This window comes from Acidovorax soli, from assembly GCF_900107605.1.
Taxonomy (GTDB): domain Bacteria; phylum Pseudomonadota; class Gammaproteobacteria; order Burkholderiales; family Burkholderiaceae_C; genus Acidovorax; species Acidovorax soli.
This window is the reverse complement of record NZ_FNQJ01000003.1, coordinates 12,901-27,304: the sequence shown is the minus strand read 5'-3', so window position 1 is coordinate 27,304 and position 14,404 is coordinate 12,901. Positions and strand designations below refer to the sequence as shown.

13 protein-coding genes are annotated in these 14,404 nt (G+C 65.8%); 8 read left to right on the top strand and 5 right to left on the bottom strand.

Features of this window, described 5'->3' with window-relative positions:
* Positions 1-25: 25 nt before the first annotated feature.
* On the bottom strand, positions 26-1,000 hold the full coding sequence (locus BLW02_RS03350) for a Bug family tripartite tricarboxylate transporter substrate binding protein (RefSeq protein ID WP_092697031.1): 975 nt from the start codon (positions 998-1,000) through the stop codon (positions 26-28).
* Between the two features lie 104 nt (positions 1,001-1,104).
* On the opposite strand from BLW02_RS03350, the gene BLW02_RS03345 reads away from it, so the two are divergent.
* Positions 1,105-2,004, top strand: coding sequence for a LysR family transcriptional regulator (locus tag BLW02_RS03345; RefSeq protein WP_092697030.1), 900 nt, complete (start codon positions 1,105-1,107; stop codon positions 2,002-2,004).
* Between the two features lie 182 nt (positions 2,005-2,186).
* Here BLW02_RS03345 and ppsR read toward each other — a convergent pair whose 3' ends face one another.
* Entirely contained in the window at positions 2,187-3,008 is an 822-nt protein-coding gene (ppsR, locus tag BLW02_RS03340; protein WP_092697029.1) for a posphoenolpyruvate synthetase regulatory kinase/phosphorylase PpsR, read from the bottom strand.
* Positions 3,009-3,199: 191 nt separating this feature from the next.
* Here ppsR and ppsA point away from each other — a divergent pair, with 191 nt between their 5' ends.
* The 4 genes from ppsA to BLW02_RS03320 all read left to right on the top strand — a co-directional run bounded on the left by ppsA (position 3,200) and on the right by BLW02_RS03320 (position 8,708).
* Positions 3,200-5,590, top strand: a complete 2,391-nt coding sequence (gene ppsA / locus BLW02_RS03335; RefSeq protein ID WP_092697028.1) for a phosphoenolpyruvate synthase — start codon at positions 3,200-3,202, stop codon at positions 5,588-5,590.
* A gap of 50 nt (positions 5,591-5,640) precedes the next feature.
* Positions 5,641-5,964 carry a DUF4212 domain-containing protein gene (locus BLW02_RS03330; RefSeq protein WP_092697027.1) on the top strand — a complete coding sequence of 108 codons (324 nt, stop codon included), beginning with the start codon at positions 5,641-5,643 and terminating at the stop codon, positions 5,962-5,964.
* Entirely contained in the window at positions 5,957-8,056 is a 2,100-nt protein-coding gene (locus BLW02_RS03325; protein ID WP_092697026.1) for a VC_2705 family sodium/solute symporter, read from the top strand. The genes BLW02_RS03330 and BLW02_RS03325 overlap by 8 nt, the downstream gene beginning before the upstream one ends.
* A 169-nt stretch (positions 8,057-8,225) precedes the next feature.
* Positions 8,226-8,708: a hypothetical protein gene (locus BLW02_RS03320; RefSeq protein WP_092697025.1), complete on the top strand. Its 483-nt coding sequence runs from the start codon at positions 8,226-8,228 to the stop codon at positions 8,706-8,708.
* Positions 8,709-8,795: 87 nt separating this feature from the next.
* On the opposite strand, the gene BLW02_RS03315 is transcribed toward BLW02_RS03320, so the two are convergent.
* From BLW02_RS03315 to BLW02_RS03305, 3 genes are all read right to left on the bottom strand, one after another.
* Positions 8,796-9,152: an FKBP-type peptidyl-prolyl cis-trans isomerase gene (locus BLW02_RS03315; protein ID WP_092697024.1), complete on the bottom strand. Its 357-nt coding sequence runs from the start codon at positions 9,150-9,152 to the stop codon at positions 8,796-8,798.
* 136 nt (positions 9,153-9,288) lie between these two features.
* Positions 9,289-9,597 carry a winged helix-turn-helix transcriptional regulator gene (locus BLW02_RS03310; RefSeq protein WP_024814563.1) on the bottom strand — a complete coding sequence of 103 codons (309 nt, stop codon included), beginning with the start codon at positions 9,595-9,597 and terminating at the stop codon, positions 9,289-9,291.
* A gap of 281 nt (positions 9,598-9,878) precedes the next feature.
* Complete coding sequence (locus BLW02_RS03305) at positions 9,879-10,793, bottom strand: LysR family transcriptional regulator (protein WP_092697023.1); 915 nt, start codon at positions 10,791-10,793, stop codon at positions 9,879-9,881.
* Between the two features lie 123 nt (positions 10,794-10,916).
* On the opposite strand from BLW02_RS03305, the gene BLW02_RS03300 reads away from it, so the two are divergent.
* The 3 genes from BLW02_RS03300 to BLW02_RS03290 all read left to right on the top strand — a co-directional run bounded on the left by BLW02_RS03300 (position 10,917) and on the right by BLW02_RS03290 (position 14,203).
* Positions 10,917-11,879, top strand: coding sequence for a hydroxymethylglutaryl-CoA lyase (locus BLW02_RS03300; RefSeq protein WP_092697211.1), 963 nt, complete (start codon positions 10,917-10,919; stop codon positions 11,877-11,879).
* Positions 11,880-11,902: 23 nt separating this feature from the next.
* Positions 11,903-13,114: a CaiB/BaiF CoA transferase family protein gene (locus BLW02_RS03295; RefSeq protein WP_092697210.1), complete on the top strand. Its 1,212-nt coding sequence runs from the start codon at positions 11,903-11,905 to the stop codon at positions 13,112-13,114.
* Between the two features lie 69 nt (positions 13,115-13,183).
* Entirely contained in the window at positions 13,184-14,203 is a 1,020-nt protein-coding gene (locus BLW02_RS03290; RefSeq protein WP_092697022.1) for a tripartite tricarboxylate transporter substrate binding protein, read from the top strand.
* Positions 14,204-14,404 lie beyond the last annotated feature (201 nt).

Here is a 14,404-nt window from a genome sequence, read left to right as displayed (position 1 = left end):
GTCGTAGGGGTTGCGGGCCGCTATGTCAGTCGGCGGTTATCTTGCGCTCGTGGATGATGCGGCCCCACTTGCTGTATTCGGCGGCGATGAATTTGCCCAGCTCATCGCGGGTGCTGGGCGATGCGGTCTGGCCATGCTTGAGCATGTTCTCGCGCACTTCGGGGGTGTTGAGCACCTTCACCAGTTCGACATTCCAGCGGTCCAGCAGGGGCTTGGGTGTCTTGGCCGAAGCCACGAATGCATACCAGTTCGTGGCGTTGAAGCCCGGAAAGCTCTCTGCCACCGTGGGTACGTTGGGCAGATAGGCAGGACGTGTCAGTCCAGTGGTGGCCAATGGAATGAGCTTGCCCGACTCGATGTGGGGCAGGGCGGTGGGGGGCGCTGCATAGAACGCGGTCACACGCCCTCCCAGGACATCCTGCAGCGCAGGGGCGCCGCCCTTGTAGGGCACGTGCACAGTGTCGATCTTGGCGACGTCGTTGAGCAGTTCACCGGCCAGGTGCGCCGCCGAACCGGGGCCGGTGGAGGCAAAGTCGAACTTGCCCGGCTCGCGCCTGGCCTTGGCCACGAATTCGCCCAGGGTCTTGATGCCGGTGCTGGCGGGCACCACCAGCACGTTGGGGAAGCTCACGCCCATGGTGATGGGCGCCAGATCCTTGAGCGGGTCGTAGCGGACGCTCATGAAATGGGGGGCGATGCTGAGCGGGCCAATGGAGCCGAACAGCAACACCGAGCCATCCGACGGGCCCGTGGCGACCTGGGCGTGGGCCAGGTTGCCCCCCGCGCCGGGCTTGTTGTCCACCACCACGCTCTGGCCGATGTTCTCGCCCAGCTTCTTGGCGATCAACCGCGCCGCGATGTCCGCTGAACCGCCGGCGGCGAAGCCGACCACCAGGGTCACGGGCTTCTTGGGAGGAAAGTCCTGGGCCTGGGAGGCTGTGTGGACCAGGGGGAGACATGTGGCCAGGGCGGCGGCCACGATCAGGGAGCGTCGTTGCATGGTGGATTCCAGAAGTGGCCGATGCACGGTCGGCCTTGCGAAAGGACGCCAGTCTAGGTAGGACGCAATAATCTGTGAATTGCAATTTATGACAGGACTATTGCATGTTGCGCATCAAATTCGATCTGGGTGAACTGCAGGCATTCGTGGTCACTGCAGAGAAGGCGAGCTTTCGCCTGGCGGCAGAAGCCCTGTGCCTGTCGCCGCCGGCCCTCAGCCGCCGCGTCGAGCGGCTGGAGGCGGCTCTGGGTGTCCGGTTGCTGGAGCGCACGACCCGCAGCGTGGAACTGACGGCGGTGGGGCAGGAGTTTCTGCACGAGGCGCGCACGGCCCTGGCGGGCCTGGATGAAGCGGTGCAGCGCGTGAATGACCAGGTCCATCTGCGCCGCGGGCGGGTGGCGATCGCCTGCATTCCGTCGGTGGCGAGCCATCTGCTGCCCCGTGTTCTGCGGGCCTTCGCGGTGGCGCAGCCGGAGGTCCAGGTGCACGTCATCGACGAAAGCGCCAACCAGGTGCTCGATGCCGTGGTGCGGGGAGACGCCGATTTCGGGCTGAGCTTTACCGGCAGCCAGGAGTCGGCACTGCGTTTCGAGGCACTGATGCGCGAGCGCTACGTCCTGGCCATGCAGCGGGGTCACCGCTGGGCCGGGCGCAAGGAGGTGGCATGGGCTGAACTGGCGGGGCAGCGCTTGGTGTCGGTCTCGCGTGACAGCAGCAACCGGCTGCTCCTGGATCAGGCCACGGCCGATCTGCCCCAGCAACCTGTCGCTTGGTACGAGTGCAATCATGTTGCCGGAGCGCTGGCCCTGGTGGAAGCCGGGCTGGGCCTGGCCGTGCTGCCGCAACTGGCGCTACCGGCGGAGCACCCCCAGGTGTGCGGCGTGCCGCTGATAGAACCCGACCTCTGGCGTACCTTGGGATTGCTGCAGCGGCGCGACCGCGTGCTGGCTCCCGCTGCAGAAGCCTTGCGCCAACGCCTGGTCCAGCTGCATTCAGGTGGTTGAAGGGCGCGCGGGGCGCGACACGGGGGCGGGTGCGCCGATGGGGCCCGGGGCAGCCGGTCCATCGGGTGAAAGACGGTGGACCCACTGCCCGGCCCGGGGCTCACACGCGTGGTGCATTGCGCCGCCGTTCGGCCATGCCGGGCGGCTGCGCGGCGCAGCTCGGGGACCCGCGCACGGCCGCATCAATACACCAGCCGGTCCGGCTGCAGCTCCTGCAGGATGGTGGTGGCGATCTCTTCAATGGATTTGGTGGTGGTGGACAGCCAGCGGATGCCGGCGCGGCGCATCATGGCCTCGGCTTCGGCCACCTCGTGGCGGCAGTTCTGCAGGCTGGCGTAGCGCGAGTCGGGGCGGCGCTCGCTGCGGATCTCGGACAGCCGCTCGGGGCTGATCGTCAGGCCGAAGATCTTCTTGCGAAACTCCATCAGCGCCGGCGGCAGCTGGCGGCGATCAAAATCTTCGGGGATCAGCGGGTAGTTGGCGGCCTTCAGGCCATGCTGCATGGCCAGGTACAGGCTGGTGGGGGTCTTGCCGCTGCGGCTCACGCCCACCAGGATCACGTCGGCGCCGGCCAGGTCGCGGTGGCTCTGGCCGTCGTCGTGCGCCAGGCTGAAGTTAATGGCCTCGATGCGGTCGGTGTATTCCTTGCTGCGGCTGACATCGCTGAAACGGCCCACCCGGTGGTGCGACTTGACACCCAGTTCTTCTTCCAGCGGGTGCACGAAGGTGCCAAACATGTCGAGCAGCATGCCCTTGCAGCCCTCCTGGATGACCTTGAGCACCTCCATGTTCACCAGCGTGGTGAAGACGATGGGCTTCTTGCCTTCCAGCTCGGCGGTGTGGTTGATCTGGCGCACCGCCTGATGGGCCTTGTCCTCGGTGTCCACGAAGGGCAGGCGCACGCGGCGCGGTACCAGTTCGAACTGGGCCAGGATGGCGTTGCCGAACGTTTCGGCGGTGATGCCGGTGCCGTCCGACACAAAGAATACGGTGCGCGAGTGCATGGGGGCCTTTTCAAGAGCGTCGGGCGGTTGCCGGTGCGGCCCGCCTACAATTGCGTCAATTATCCAATTCTCACCATGCACCCGGTCGGCCCACAACCACAACCAAAAAGCTGCAGCCCGTGCATGGCCGCTCCCTCCCTGCTCCTGTCGGGCGGGCGCGCAGACCCGGTTTTAACTTCTGGAGCTTTCCCATGTCTGCACTTTTCAGCCCGACCGCCCTGGTCGTACCGTTTGAAAACCTGAGAATGACCGACGTTGAGGCGGTAGGCGGCAAAAACGCCTCCCTCGGCGAAATGATCTCGCAGTTGCCGCATGGCGTGCGGGTGCCTACGGGCTTTGCCACCACGGCCCACGCGTTCCGCGAATTTTTGGCCTTTGAGGGCCTGGCCGACCGCATCAGCGCCAAGCTGGCAGCGCTCGACACCGAAGACGTGCGCGCCCTGGCTGCCGTGGGCGCCGAGATCCGTGCCATGGTCGAGGCCCAGCCTTTCCCGGCCGATCTGCAAAAGGCCATTGCCGAGGCTTTTGCCACCCTGTCCGAAGGCAATCCCGAAGCCAGCTTTGCCGTGCGCTCGTCCGCCACGGCCGAGGATCTGCCCGACGCATCGTTTGCCGGTCAGCAGGAAACCTTCCTGAACGTGCATGGCATCGACGCAGTGCTGCACAAGATGAAGGAGGTGTTCGCCAGCCTCTACAACGACCGCGCCATCAGCTACCGCGTGCACAAGGGTTTTGCGCACGATGTGGTGGCCCTGTCGGCCGGCGTGCAGCGCATGGTGCGCTCCGACCTGGGCGCCGCCGGCGTGATGTTCACCATCGACACTGAGAGCGGCTTTGAAGACGTGGTGTTCATCACCAGCAGCTACGGCCTGGGTGAAACCGTGGTGCAGGGCGCCGTGAACCCTGACGAGTTCTATGTGCACAAGCCCATGCTCAAGGCGGGCAAGAAGGCAGTGATCCGTCGCAACCTGGGCAGCAAGCTGATCCAGATGGTGTTTGCCACGCCCGATGAAAAGGCGCAGAGCGGCAAGCTCATCAAGACCACCGACGTGCCCACCGAGCAGCGCAACCGCTATTCGCTCACCGATGCCGATGTCGAGCAACTCGCGCACTATGCCGTGGTCATCGAGCAGCACTATGGCCGCCCCATGGACATCGAATGGGGCAAGGACGGCACCGACGGCCAGCTCTACATCCTGCAGGCCCGCCCTGAAACAGTGAAGAGTCAGGCCAAGGGCCAGGTCGAGTTGCGCTACAAGCTCAAGGGCCACGGCGCCGTGCTGGCCGAGGGCCGCGCCATTGGCCAGAAGATCGGCACCGGCCCCGTGCGTCTGGTGCACCACATTTCCGAGATGGACAAGGTGCAGCCCGGCGACGTGCTGGTCACCGACATGACCGACCCCAACTGGGAGCCCGTGATGAAGCGCGCCAGCGCCATCGTCACCAACCGGGGCGGCCGCACCTGCCACGCCGCCATCATCGCGCGCGAGCTGGGCATTCCGGCCGTGGTGGGCTGCGGCGACGCCACCGAGCGCCTGAAGGATGGCACGCTGGTCACGGTGAGCTGCTCCGAGGGCGACACCGGCCGCATCTACGACGGCCTGCTCGAAACCGAGGTGACCGAAGTGCAGCGCGGCGAGATGCCTGCCATCCAGACCAAGATCATGATGAACGTGGGCAACCCCCAGCTGGCCTTTGACTTTGCCCAGCTGCCCAACGAAGGGGTTGGCCTGGCGCGACTGGAGTTCATCATCAACAACAACATCGGTGTGCACCCCAAGGCCATCCTGGACTACCCCCAGATCGATGCCGACCTGAAGAAGGCCGTCGAATCCGTGGCCCGGGGCCATGCCAGCCCGCGCGCGTTCTACGTGGACAAGGTCGCAGAGGGTGTAGCCACCATTGCCGCCGCCTTCTGGCCCAAGCCCGTGATCGTGCGCCTGTCGGACTTCAAGTCCAACGAATACCGCAAGCTCATTGGCGGCAGCCGCTACGAGCCCGAGGAAGAAAACCCGATGCTGGGCTTCCGCGGTGCGGCCCGCTACATCAGCGAGGACTTCGGCGAAGCCTTTGCGATGGAATGCGAAGCCCTGAAGCGAGTGCGCAACGACATGGGCCTGACCAACGTGCAGGTGATGGTGCCGTTTGTCCGCACGCTGGGCCAGGCTGAGCGCGTGACCAAGTTGCTGGCCTCGCACGGCCTGCAGCGCGGCAAGGACGATCTCAAGGTCATCATGATGTGCGAGGTGCCCAGCAACGCCATCCTGGCCGAGCGCTTTCTGGAGTTCTTCGACGGCTTCTCCATCGGCTCCAACGACCTGACCCAGCTCACCCTGGGCCTGGACCGCGACTCGGGCCTGGAGCTGCTGGCACAGGACTTTGACGAGCGCGACCCGGCTGTCGAGGCGCTGATCCACCAGGCCATCAAGGCCTGTCTGGCGCAGGGCAAATACATCGGCATCTGCGGCCAGGGCCCCAGCGACCATCCGGACTTTGCGCAGTGGCTGGCCAGGGAAGGCATCTCGTCGATTTCGCTCAATCCTGACAGCGTGATCGCCACCTGGCAGCAGCTGGCACGCTGAGTGCGCAGGGGCTGCCCTTGTCCGACCCACGGTATGCGAGCACGCCCTGGATGCAGCCCCTGAAAAAAATCCACGAACCCGAACTGGCGGGCCCCTTCCCGCCAGACATGCACGATGTGCGCCACCTCTGGCTCAAGGGGGGGCTGCTGCTGGCGTGGGCGCTGGTGTCTTTCGTGGCCGCCTACTTCGCCCGCGATCTGCAAGCGTTCGTGGTGGCAGGCTGGCCGCTGGGCCACTGGATTGCTGCACAGGGTGCGGTGCTGATGTTCATTGCCATCGTGGTGGTCTATTGCTGGGCCATGAACCGGTTTGAGCGCCAGGACGCCGCGCGGATGGCCGCGCTGACCATCGAGCGGGCCCCATCCCATGGTTGAGCCCGGGGGCGCGGGACAAGGGGGCGATGACAAGGCCTACCTGTGGCGCCTGCACCGCATCTTTGCCCTGTATGTGGTGGGGGTGGCGGCGTTTCTGATTCTGATGGCCTGGGCCGAGCAGCAGGGGCTGTCGCGGCACTGGATCGGTCCGATCTTCCTGTTTCTCACGGTGATGGTCTATGCCGGCATCGGGGTGTACGGGCGCACCACCGATCCCGAAGAGTATTACGTGGCGGGGCGGCGGATTCCGCCGGTGTACAACGGCATGGCAGCGGCGGCCGACTGGATGAGCGCGGCCTCGTTCATCAGCCTGTCGGGTGCGCTGTACCTGCAGGGCTTTTCTGGCACACGCGGCCAGGCCGGTGGGCTGGCCTACCTGCTGGGCTGGACTGGCGGTTTCTGCCTTGTGGCCATGCTGATCGCCCCCCATCTGCGTGCGATGGGTCTCTACACGGTGCCCGACTTTTTCCATGTGCGCTTTGGTGGCCGCTGGCCGCGCATCATTGCGGCGCTGGCGGCGGTGCTGTGCTCCTTCACCTATGTGGTGGCCCAGATCTACGGTGTGGGCCTGATTGCCTCGCGCCTTACGGGGGTGCAGTTCGAGATCGGCATCATGCTGGGGCTGGGGGGCGTGCTGCTGTGCTCGTTCCTGGGGGGCATGCGCGCCATCACCTGGACGCAGGTGGCGCAATATGTGGTGCTGCTGCTGGCTTTCCTGATCCCCGTGTCGTGGCTGGCCTACAAGCAGCTGGGCAACCCGCTGGCACCGCTGGTCTATGGCACGCAACTGGGCAAGATTGCCGATCTGGAGGAACGCCTGCTCGATTCGCCGGCAGAGCACCAGGTGGTGGTGGCCTATTTGCGGCGGGCCCAGGACTACGAGGCGCGCCTCAAGGACGTTGAAGGTGCGTTGGAGCGTGAGCGCGAAAAGGCGCGTGAGCGTGTTCGTACCCTGCGCGACCAGAATGCCGATGTGGGCCTGATCGTTTCTGCCAGCCGGGAACTGGTCGCACTGCCGCGCGATGCGGTATCGGCACGCGAGCGCTGGACGCGTGAGATGCGCGAAAACTACGAGCGTGCCCGGCCCCTGGGGGGGCTGCCGCTGCACAGCCAGGCCTATGCGGGCAACCCTGACGGCTCGCCGCACGAGCGGCAGGAGTATGAACTCACCCGGCGCAATTTTCTGGCACTGATGTTCTGCCTGATGGTGGGCACGGCGGGGCTGCCGCATCTGCTGACCCGTTACTACACCTCCCCCACCGTGGCGGCTGCACGCTCATCGGTGGCCTGGTCGCTTTTCTTCATTGCCTTGCTGTACCTCAGCGCGCCGGCGCTGGCGGTGCTGGTGAAGTTCGAGGTCATGCAGAACCTGGTGGGCAGCAGCTTCGATACCTTGCCCAGCTGGATGGCGCAATGGGCGCGCGTGGATGCGTCGCTGCTGTCGGTGGAAGACGTGAACGGCGACGGCCTGGTGCAGTTTGGCGAGATCCGCCTGGGGGCCGATCTCATCATGCTGGCCACGCCGGAGCTGGGGGGGCTGCCCTATGTGGTGTCGGGCCTGGTGGCGGCGGGCGGGCTGGCTGCGGCGCTGTCCACGGCCGATGGGCTGCTGCTGACCATCAGCAATGCGCTGGTGCGCGACCTCTATTACCGCGGCGCCCCCAGGGAGGCATCGCCCGAGCAGCGCGTCATCCTGACCAAGTTCACCTTGCTGTCCGTGGCGCTGGCGGCGGCATTCGTGGCGGCGCTCAAGCCGGCCGAAATTCTGCCGCTCGTTTCGGCATCGTTTTCCCTGGCGGCATCGGCTTTTGTGCCGGTAATGGTGCTGGGCATCTTTTGGCGTGGCACCACGCGCCAGGGCGCGGTGGCCGGCATGCTCGCCGGGCTGGGCGTTGCGGTGTACTACATGCTTTCGCATGTTGCCGCCATGCGCGCATGGGTGGGCTGGCTGCTCGCGGATGGCCTGTGGTTTGGCATCCAACCCATTTCTGCGGGGGTGTTTGGAGTGCCTGCGGGGCTGATCGTGGCCGCCGTGGTGAGCCGCATCACGCGACCGGCTCCCGCGCTGCCCGTGGTGCGCTCCGAGATGTGAGGGCCAGTTGCCTGCGCACGGTGAAGGCCTGGCCGGCGGCCATTGCCGGTTTGTCGAGGTGCCTGCTTGATGGAAACCCCCGATGTCAAAACGCGGCAAACCTGCGAGACTGTTTCAAAAGATTGCACGCACCGCCGGTGCCGTGTCATCCCACCTTTGAAGGAGGCACATGGTACTGGTTAAAACGCAAGCGGGTCAGGAGTCTCTGAAAGACAGGCAAGGGGGGCTGACATCTCGCCAGCGCACCGCTTTCATTTTGTTTGATGGCAAACGAACGACCCGTGACGTGCTTGCAGCCACTGCTGGGATGGGGATCACCCAGGAAGACGTGCAGACCATGTTGGCGCAAGGGCTGCTGGAGCCGATCACCGGGCTGGCGGTTACCGGGTTGTCGTTGGCAGGCGGTGATGGCATCTCGTCGTCGCTGGAGTTGTCGGACGAGGTCAGTGGCCGGTCTGATACAGAGCGCTACCAGGCCGCCTACCTCATTGCCACCGAATTGACCGCTGGCTTGGGTTTGCGCGGTTTTCGCTTGAATCTGGCCGTGGAGGGGGCGGGCAGTTTTGATGACCTGGCGGCATTGGCTCCCAAGATCCGGGATGCCGTCGGCGATGCCAAATTTGCCCGGCTGGAAAAAGCCTTGTTCAGCTGATGCTGCTCTTGGGTCAGGTTTCAACGGGCGGAATCAAAAAAGCGGCCTCGCGGGCCGCTTGCTGAAGTGAAAGGACGGGGTGCTGCTTCAGCGCACGCCCAGCAGTTCCACATCGAATTTCAGCGTGGCATTGGGAGGAATCACCCCACCGGCGCCGCGCGCGCCATAGCCCAGTGCGGCGGGAATGATCAGGGTGCGCTGGCCACCGATCTTCATGCCCTGCACCCCCTCGTCCCAGCCCTTGATGACCATGCCGGCGCCCAGCGAGAAGGCGAAGGGGTCGTTGCGATCGCGGCTGGAGTCGAACTTGGCACCTTGCTCTCCGTTGTTGTACAGCCAGCCGGTATAGTGCACCGAGACGTTCTGGCCCTTGGTGGCTTCGGCGCCTTCGCCGACGACGGTGTCTTCGTATTGCAGGCCGGATGCAGTGGTGGTCAGTGCCATGATGAAATTCCTTGAATGCTATTAAAAATATAGCTGCCAATGCATTTTTGTAGAGCGTTGGCAGCCATTTATTCCATATTCTAGCGAAGGCTTGGCGAGCGGGCGGGGCCACCCGGCTCGGCGGATGGACGCTGCTTCAGGCCTTCTTGGCACGGCCCGCCACCCAGCGGGTGGCAAAAGCCTGCACGTCGGACAGGCGCTTGAGCAGATCGGCGCCCGAGGGGGTGACGGTGTAGCCGTCGCTGCCATGGTCGACAAAGCCGGCCTCGCGCAATTCCTTGATGCGGGTGTTCAGCGTGTTGGGTGTGATGCCGCCCACGCTGTCTTGCAGCAGACGGAAGGTCTGGGGGTGGCCATCCCGCAAGGCCCAGAGCACGCGCAGTGCATAACGGCATTCGAGCCGTTCAAACAGCTGGTTGATGGCGGCATTCTCTTTGGAGCTCATGGATGTTTCTCCTCGCGCGAGTGGTGGGTCAAAGTTCGGGGCGGCGCGACAGGCACCACGTCCGAGGGAGCGCTGCGACTATAGCGCGTAACCTCTTTTGCTACAAGTTTGGTAGCTCAAAAGGCACAGTACACATGATCCAACCTTCAGGAAAGCCCCAAATCATTTTAAAGTGTTGCATGCGGGCCACGAAGCCGGAACCGGGTCGACGGGGCGGGTCGGCGGCCTGAAATGGTACGCGTCCGGGCTGCTTTCGCTGGTGCGGCGGGCCTCCGGGGCCCTCAGTACGGGATGCCGGCGTGGCCCGCGCGCGCCAGGTGGTCCACCAGCAGGCGCGCGCAGGGGGTCAACGCCTGGCTGCTGCGGTAGCAGACGGCAAAGCTCCGGCGGGCCCAGGCGTCGCCCAGTGGAACGATGCGCACTGCGGCTGTCCTGGCAAAGGGCTCGGCCACCTCGCGCGGCACCACGCTGATGGCCAGGTTGGCGCTCACCACCCGCAGGGCTGCGTCGAAATTGGACACCAGCACCCGGTGTGCCAGGGTCTTGCCTTCCACGGCAGCGGCGCGCGCCAGCAGCACCTGGACGGCGCTGAGGGCCGGCATGCTGACGAATTCGTACCCCAGCACCTCCGCGAAACAGACACTGGCCGCCTGCGCCACCGGGTGGGACTCATGGGCCACGATGGCCAGGTGGTCGCTGCGGTAGGCGCAGGTTTCCAGTCCCGAGAGGTCGGCGGCATCCCAGCAGATGCCGATGGATGCGCTGCCCTCGTGAATGCCCTGCACCACGTCCGGGCTCACGCGCTCCTCCATGCTCACCTGGATGTCGCGGTGGGCCGGGTGCTGCAAAAAGGCGGCCACATCGTCGGCCAGCGACTCGGCCATCACCGAGGCCGTCACCAGCATGCGCACATGGCCCCGGATGCCGGTGGCATACGCCGCCATGTCGCGCTCGATCTGGCCCATGCTGGCCAGCATGGTGCGGGCATGCTCCAGCAGGGTTTCACCCGCCGGGGTGGGCACCACGCCACGCCGCTTGCGCACCAGCAGGGGTGTGCCCACGGTGTCTTCGAGTTGTGCCAGGCGCTTGCTGATGGCGGAGCCCACGATGGACTCCTGCTCGGCCACGCGGGCGATGCTGCGCTGCTCGCAGACGGCGGCAAACAGCCGCAGGGTCAGCAGGTCCAGGTGGCGCATGGGGGCAATGCTTTTTGATATTCCATTTGGGAATCATAAGGATTCCAAAATGTATTTTCTGATTCTTGTGGGAATTTCTAGAATCCCACAACCCCGTCTGCCTGGAGACTTAGTGTGAGCCACATCCCATCATCGACTTCTTCTTTGGCCTCTGGCTCTGCCCGGGCGGTTGTCCGCGAGGTCGGGTTGCGCGATGGCCTGCAGAGCATTGCCACGGTGCTGCCCACCGCGCGCAAGCTCGCATGGATCGATGCCGCCTACGCGGCCGGCCAGCGCGAGATCGAGGTGGGCTCGTTCGTGCCCGCCCGCCTGCTGCCGCAACTGGCCGATACCGCCGAAGTGCTGGCCCACGCCAAAACCCTGCCGGGCCTGCTGGCCTCGGTGCTGGTACCCAATTTCAAGGGGGCCGAACGCGCGCTGGAGTGCGGGGCCGATCTCATGATCGTGCCGCTGTCCGCCAGCCACGCCCACAGCCTGGCCAACCTGCGCAAGACGCCTGATGAGGTGGTGGCCGAGGTGGCGCGCATCCGCGCTGCGCGCGACGCTGCCGGTAGCCGCACGCTGATCGAGGGCGGCGTGGGTACGGCCTTTGGCTGCACGCTGCAGGGCGAGGTGGCCGAGGGGGAGGTGCTGCGCCTGATGCAAGCCCTGCTCGACGCCGGTGCCGACCGCGTGAGTCTGGCCGACACCGTGGGCTATGCCGACCCGGCCAGCGTGCGGCGCCTGTTCGAGAAGGCCCGCGCCCTGGTCGGCGAGCGCCTGTGGTGCGCCCATTTCCACGACACCCGCGGCATGGGCCTGGCCAATGTCTACGCGGCCTGGCAGGCGGGCATCACCCGCTTCGATGCCTGCCTGGCCGGCATCGGCGGCTGCCCCCACGCCCCCGGCGCCAGCGGGAACGTTGCCACCGAAGACCTGACCTTCATGCTGGAGCGCATGGGCGTGGCCACCGGCATCGACGTGGCTGCGCTGCTGGCCCTGCGCCAGCGCGTGGCGGGGGGGCTGGCGGGCGAAACGCTGCATGGCGCGCTGTGGCAGGCGGGGCTGCCGCAGAATGCTGCATCCGCCGCGCTGCAGGCGGCCTGATTTTCCTTATGAATGCGCTGAACATGAACGACACACAACCCGCACCATCTCCCCGCCTGCCGCTCGAAGGCCTGCGCGTGGTGGAGTTCACCCACATGGTCATGGGCCCCACCTGCGGCATGGTGCTGGCCGACCTGGGGGCCGAGGTCATCAAGGTCGAGCCCGTGGAGGGCGACCGCACCCGCCACCTGCTGGGCGCGGGCGCGGGTTTCTTCCCCATGTTCAACCGCAACAAGAAGAGCATTGCGCTCGACCTGCGCAGCCCCGAGGGGCTGGAGGCGGCGCGCCGGCTGGCGGCCTCGTCCGACGTGGTCGCGCAGAACTTCAAGCCCGGTGTGATGACCAAATACGGGTTGGACTACGCCGCACTGAGCCAGCTCAATCCGCGCCTCATCTATGTGAACCACACCGGTTTTCTGCCCGGCCCCTACGAGCACCGCACGGCGCTGGATGAGGTGGTGCAGATGATGGGCGGCCTGGCCTACATGACGGGCCGCCCCGGCGATCCCCTGCGCGCCGGCACCAGCGTCAACGACATCATGGGAGGCATGTTCGGCGCCATCGGTGCCATGGCGGCCCTGATGCAGCGCGGCATCACCGGGCGCGGGCAGGAGGTGGACTCGGCCCTGTTCGAGAACAACGTGTTCCTGGTCGGCCAGCACATGATGCAGTACGCCGTTACCGGCCAGCCTGCGGCACCCATGCCCGACCGCATCTCGTCATGGGCGCTGTACGACGTCTTCAGCGTGAAAGACGATGAGCAGATCTTCCTGGCCGCCGTGAGCGACGCGCAGTGGGTCACCTTTTGTGACGCCATGGGGTTTGCAGACCTCAAGGCCGACCCGCTGCTGGCCACCAACAACGACCGCGTGCGCGCACGCCTCACGCTGATGCCAGCGTTGCGCCAGCGCCTGGCCGGGCACAGCGCTGCCGAGCTGGCAGCCATCTTCGAGAAAAACGGCCTGCCGTTTGCGCCCATCCTGCGGCCTGAGCAGCTATTCGATGACCCGCACCTCCAAGCCACCGGAGGCCTGGCCGATATCACCTTGCCCGACGGCGAGCGGGCAGGGCAGACGGCGCGCACCACATTGTTCCCCTTGCGCATGGACGGCCAGCGGCTGGGAGTGCGCCTGCAGCCGCCCGTGCTGGGGCAGCACACGGCCGAGCTGATGGAGCAGCTGGGTTACACGCCCGATCAGGTCCAGGCCCTGCAAGCCCAGGGGGCAGTGGCCTGAGCTGCCTCGGCGCCAGGGCCATGCACGGGCCCGTGCGACAGCATTCCAATGACAACGATGGAGACAACCATGACGACACAGCCACCGGCGCACAGCCTTTTTCCTCCTTCCTTCCATCGAGACGGCATTGCGCGCCGCACGCTGCTGGCGGCCGCGGTGGCCGGCGCCGTGGCCCCGGCGCTGACCTGGGCCCAAGGGTCTGACAAACCGCTGCGCATGGTGCTGCCCGTTAGCGCGGGCTCGGGGGTGGACGGTGTGGCCCGCGTGCTGGGCCCCAGCCTGGGCAAGGCGCTGGCGCGGCCCGTGGTGGTGGAAAACTATCCCGGTGCGGGTGGCATCACGGGCACCTCGATGATCGTCAAGGCGCCCAAGGATGGTTCGGTGTTGGGCATGGTGTCCAACAACCATGTGGTGAACCCCAGTGTGTTCAAGAACATTCCCTACGATGCCGTGGACGACATCACGCCCATCACCATGATCGGCGCCACGCCGTTCGTGCTGGTGGCCCATCCATCGGTGGCGGCCAGGAACTTGCGCGAACTCATCGCCCTGGCCAAGGCCCAACCCGGCGCGCTGAACTACGGATCGTCCGGAAACGGCACCATCCTGCACCTGGCCGCCGAGATGTTCGTGCACGAGGCCCAGGTGGACATCAAGCACATTCCCTACCGGGGCATGGGGCCGCTGACCGCCGATGTGCTGGGTGGGCAGATTCAGATGGCGTTCATTGCCATTGCCGTTGCCGCGCCCCATGTGAAGGCGGGCGCGCTGCGGGCCATCGGGTTGTCGTCCAGCGTCCGCTCACCGCTGCTGCCCGATCTGCCGACGATGGCCGAGCAGGGGCTGTCCCACTACGTGCTCGACGGCTGGGTGGCCGTGGTCGGGCCGGCCGGTCTGCCCAAGGCCGAGGTGGAGCGCGCCTACCATGGGGTGCGCAGCGCGGTGGCCACGCCGGAGGTGCGCGATGCCTTGCTGGCACAGGGTTACCAGCTGCAAAGCCCCCCGCCAGACGCCACGGCGGCATTCTTTCGCAGCGAGATTGGCCGCATGGCCCGGCTGGTGAAGCAGTCAGGGCTCAAGCTGGACTGACTGCTCCTTTTTATAGGACTGATGGCGCTCATCCATCAAGCGCCAAAGGCCTTTCATGGGGAATCTCTGGCAGGACCTGTACACAGCGCTGTGTCACTCCCAAAGCATGACGCCCCGGCACCACAGTGGTGGCCGGGGCGCCTGAAGGCACACCCTGTTGCCAGGGCTGTGGTGGTACGGCTGATACGGTTTTGCCTTCAA

Excerpts from the sequence above, each read along its gene's own strand:
- BLW02_RS03320 (WP_092697025.1), top strand. The coding sequence starts at position 8,226 with ATGGTACTGGTTAAAACGCAAGCGGGTCAGGAGTCTCTGAAAGACAGG.
- BLW02_RS03325 (WP_092697026.1), top strand. The coding sequence starts at position 5,957 with ATGGTTGAGCCCGGGGGCGCGGGACAAGGGGGCGATGACAAGGCCTAC.
- ppsR (WP_092697029.1), bottom strand. The coding sequence starts at position 3,008 with ATGCACTCGCGCACCGTATTCTTTGTGTCGGACGGCACCGGCATCACC.
- BLW02_RS03345 (WP_092697030.1), top strand. The coding sequence starts at position 1,105 with ATGTTGCGCATCAAATTCGATCTGGGTGAACTGCAGGCATTCGTGGTC.
- BLW02_RS03310 (WP_024814563.1), bottom strand. The coding sequence starts at position 9,597 with ATGAGCTCCAAAGAGAATGCCGCCATCAACCAGCTGTTTGAACGGCTC.
- BLW02_RS03350 (WP_092697031.1), bottom strand. The coding sequence starts at position 1,000 with ATGCAACGACGCTCCCTGATCGTGGCCGCCGCCCTGGCCACATGTCTC.
- BLW02_RS03330 (WP_092697027.1), top strand. The coding sequence starts at position 5,641 with ATGCAGCCCCTGAAAAAAATCCACGAACCCGAACTGGCGGGCCCCTTC.
- BLW02_RS03290 (WP_092697022.1), top strand. The coding sequence starts at position 13,184 with ATGACGACACAGCCACCGGCGCACAGCCTTTTTCCTCCTTCCTTCCAT.
- BLW02_RS03305 (WP_092697023.1), bottom strand. The coding sequence starts at position 10,793 with ATGCGCCACCTGGACCTGCTGACCCTGCGGCTGTTTGCCGCCGTCTGC.
- BLW02_RS03295 (WP_092697210.1), top strand. The coding sequence starts at position 11,903 with ATGAACGACACACAACCCGCACCATCTCCCCGCCTGCCGCTCGAAGGC.
- ppsA (WP_092697028.1), top strand. The coding sequence starts at position 3,200 with ATGTCTGCACTTTTCAGCCCGACCGCCCTGGTCGTACCGTTTGAAAAC.
- BLW02_RS03315 (WP_092697024.1), bottom strand. The coding sequence starts at position 9,152 with ATGGCACTGACCACCACTGCATCCGGCCTGCAATACGAAGACACCGTC.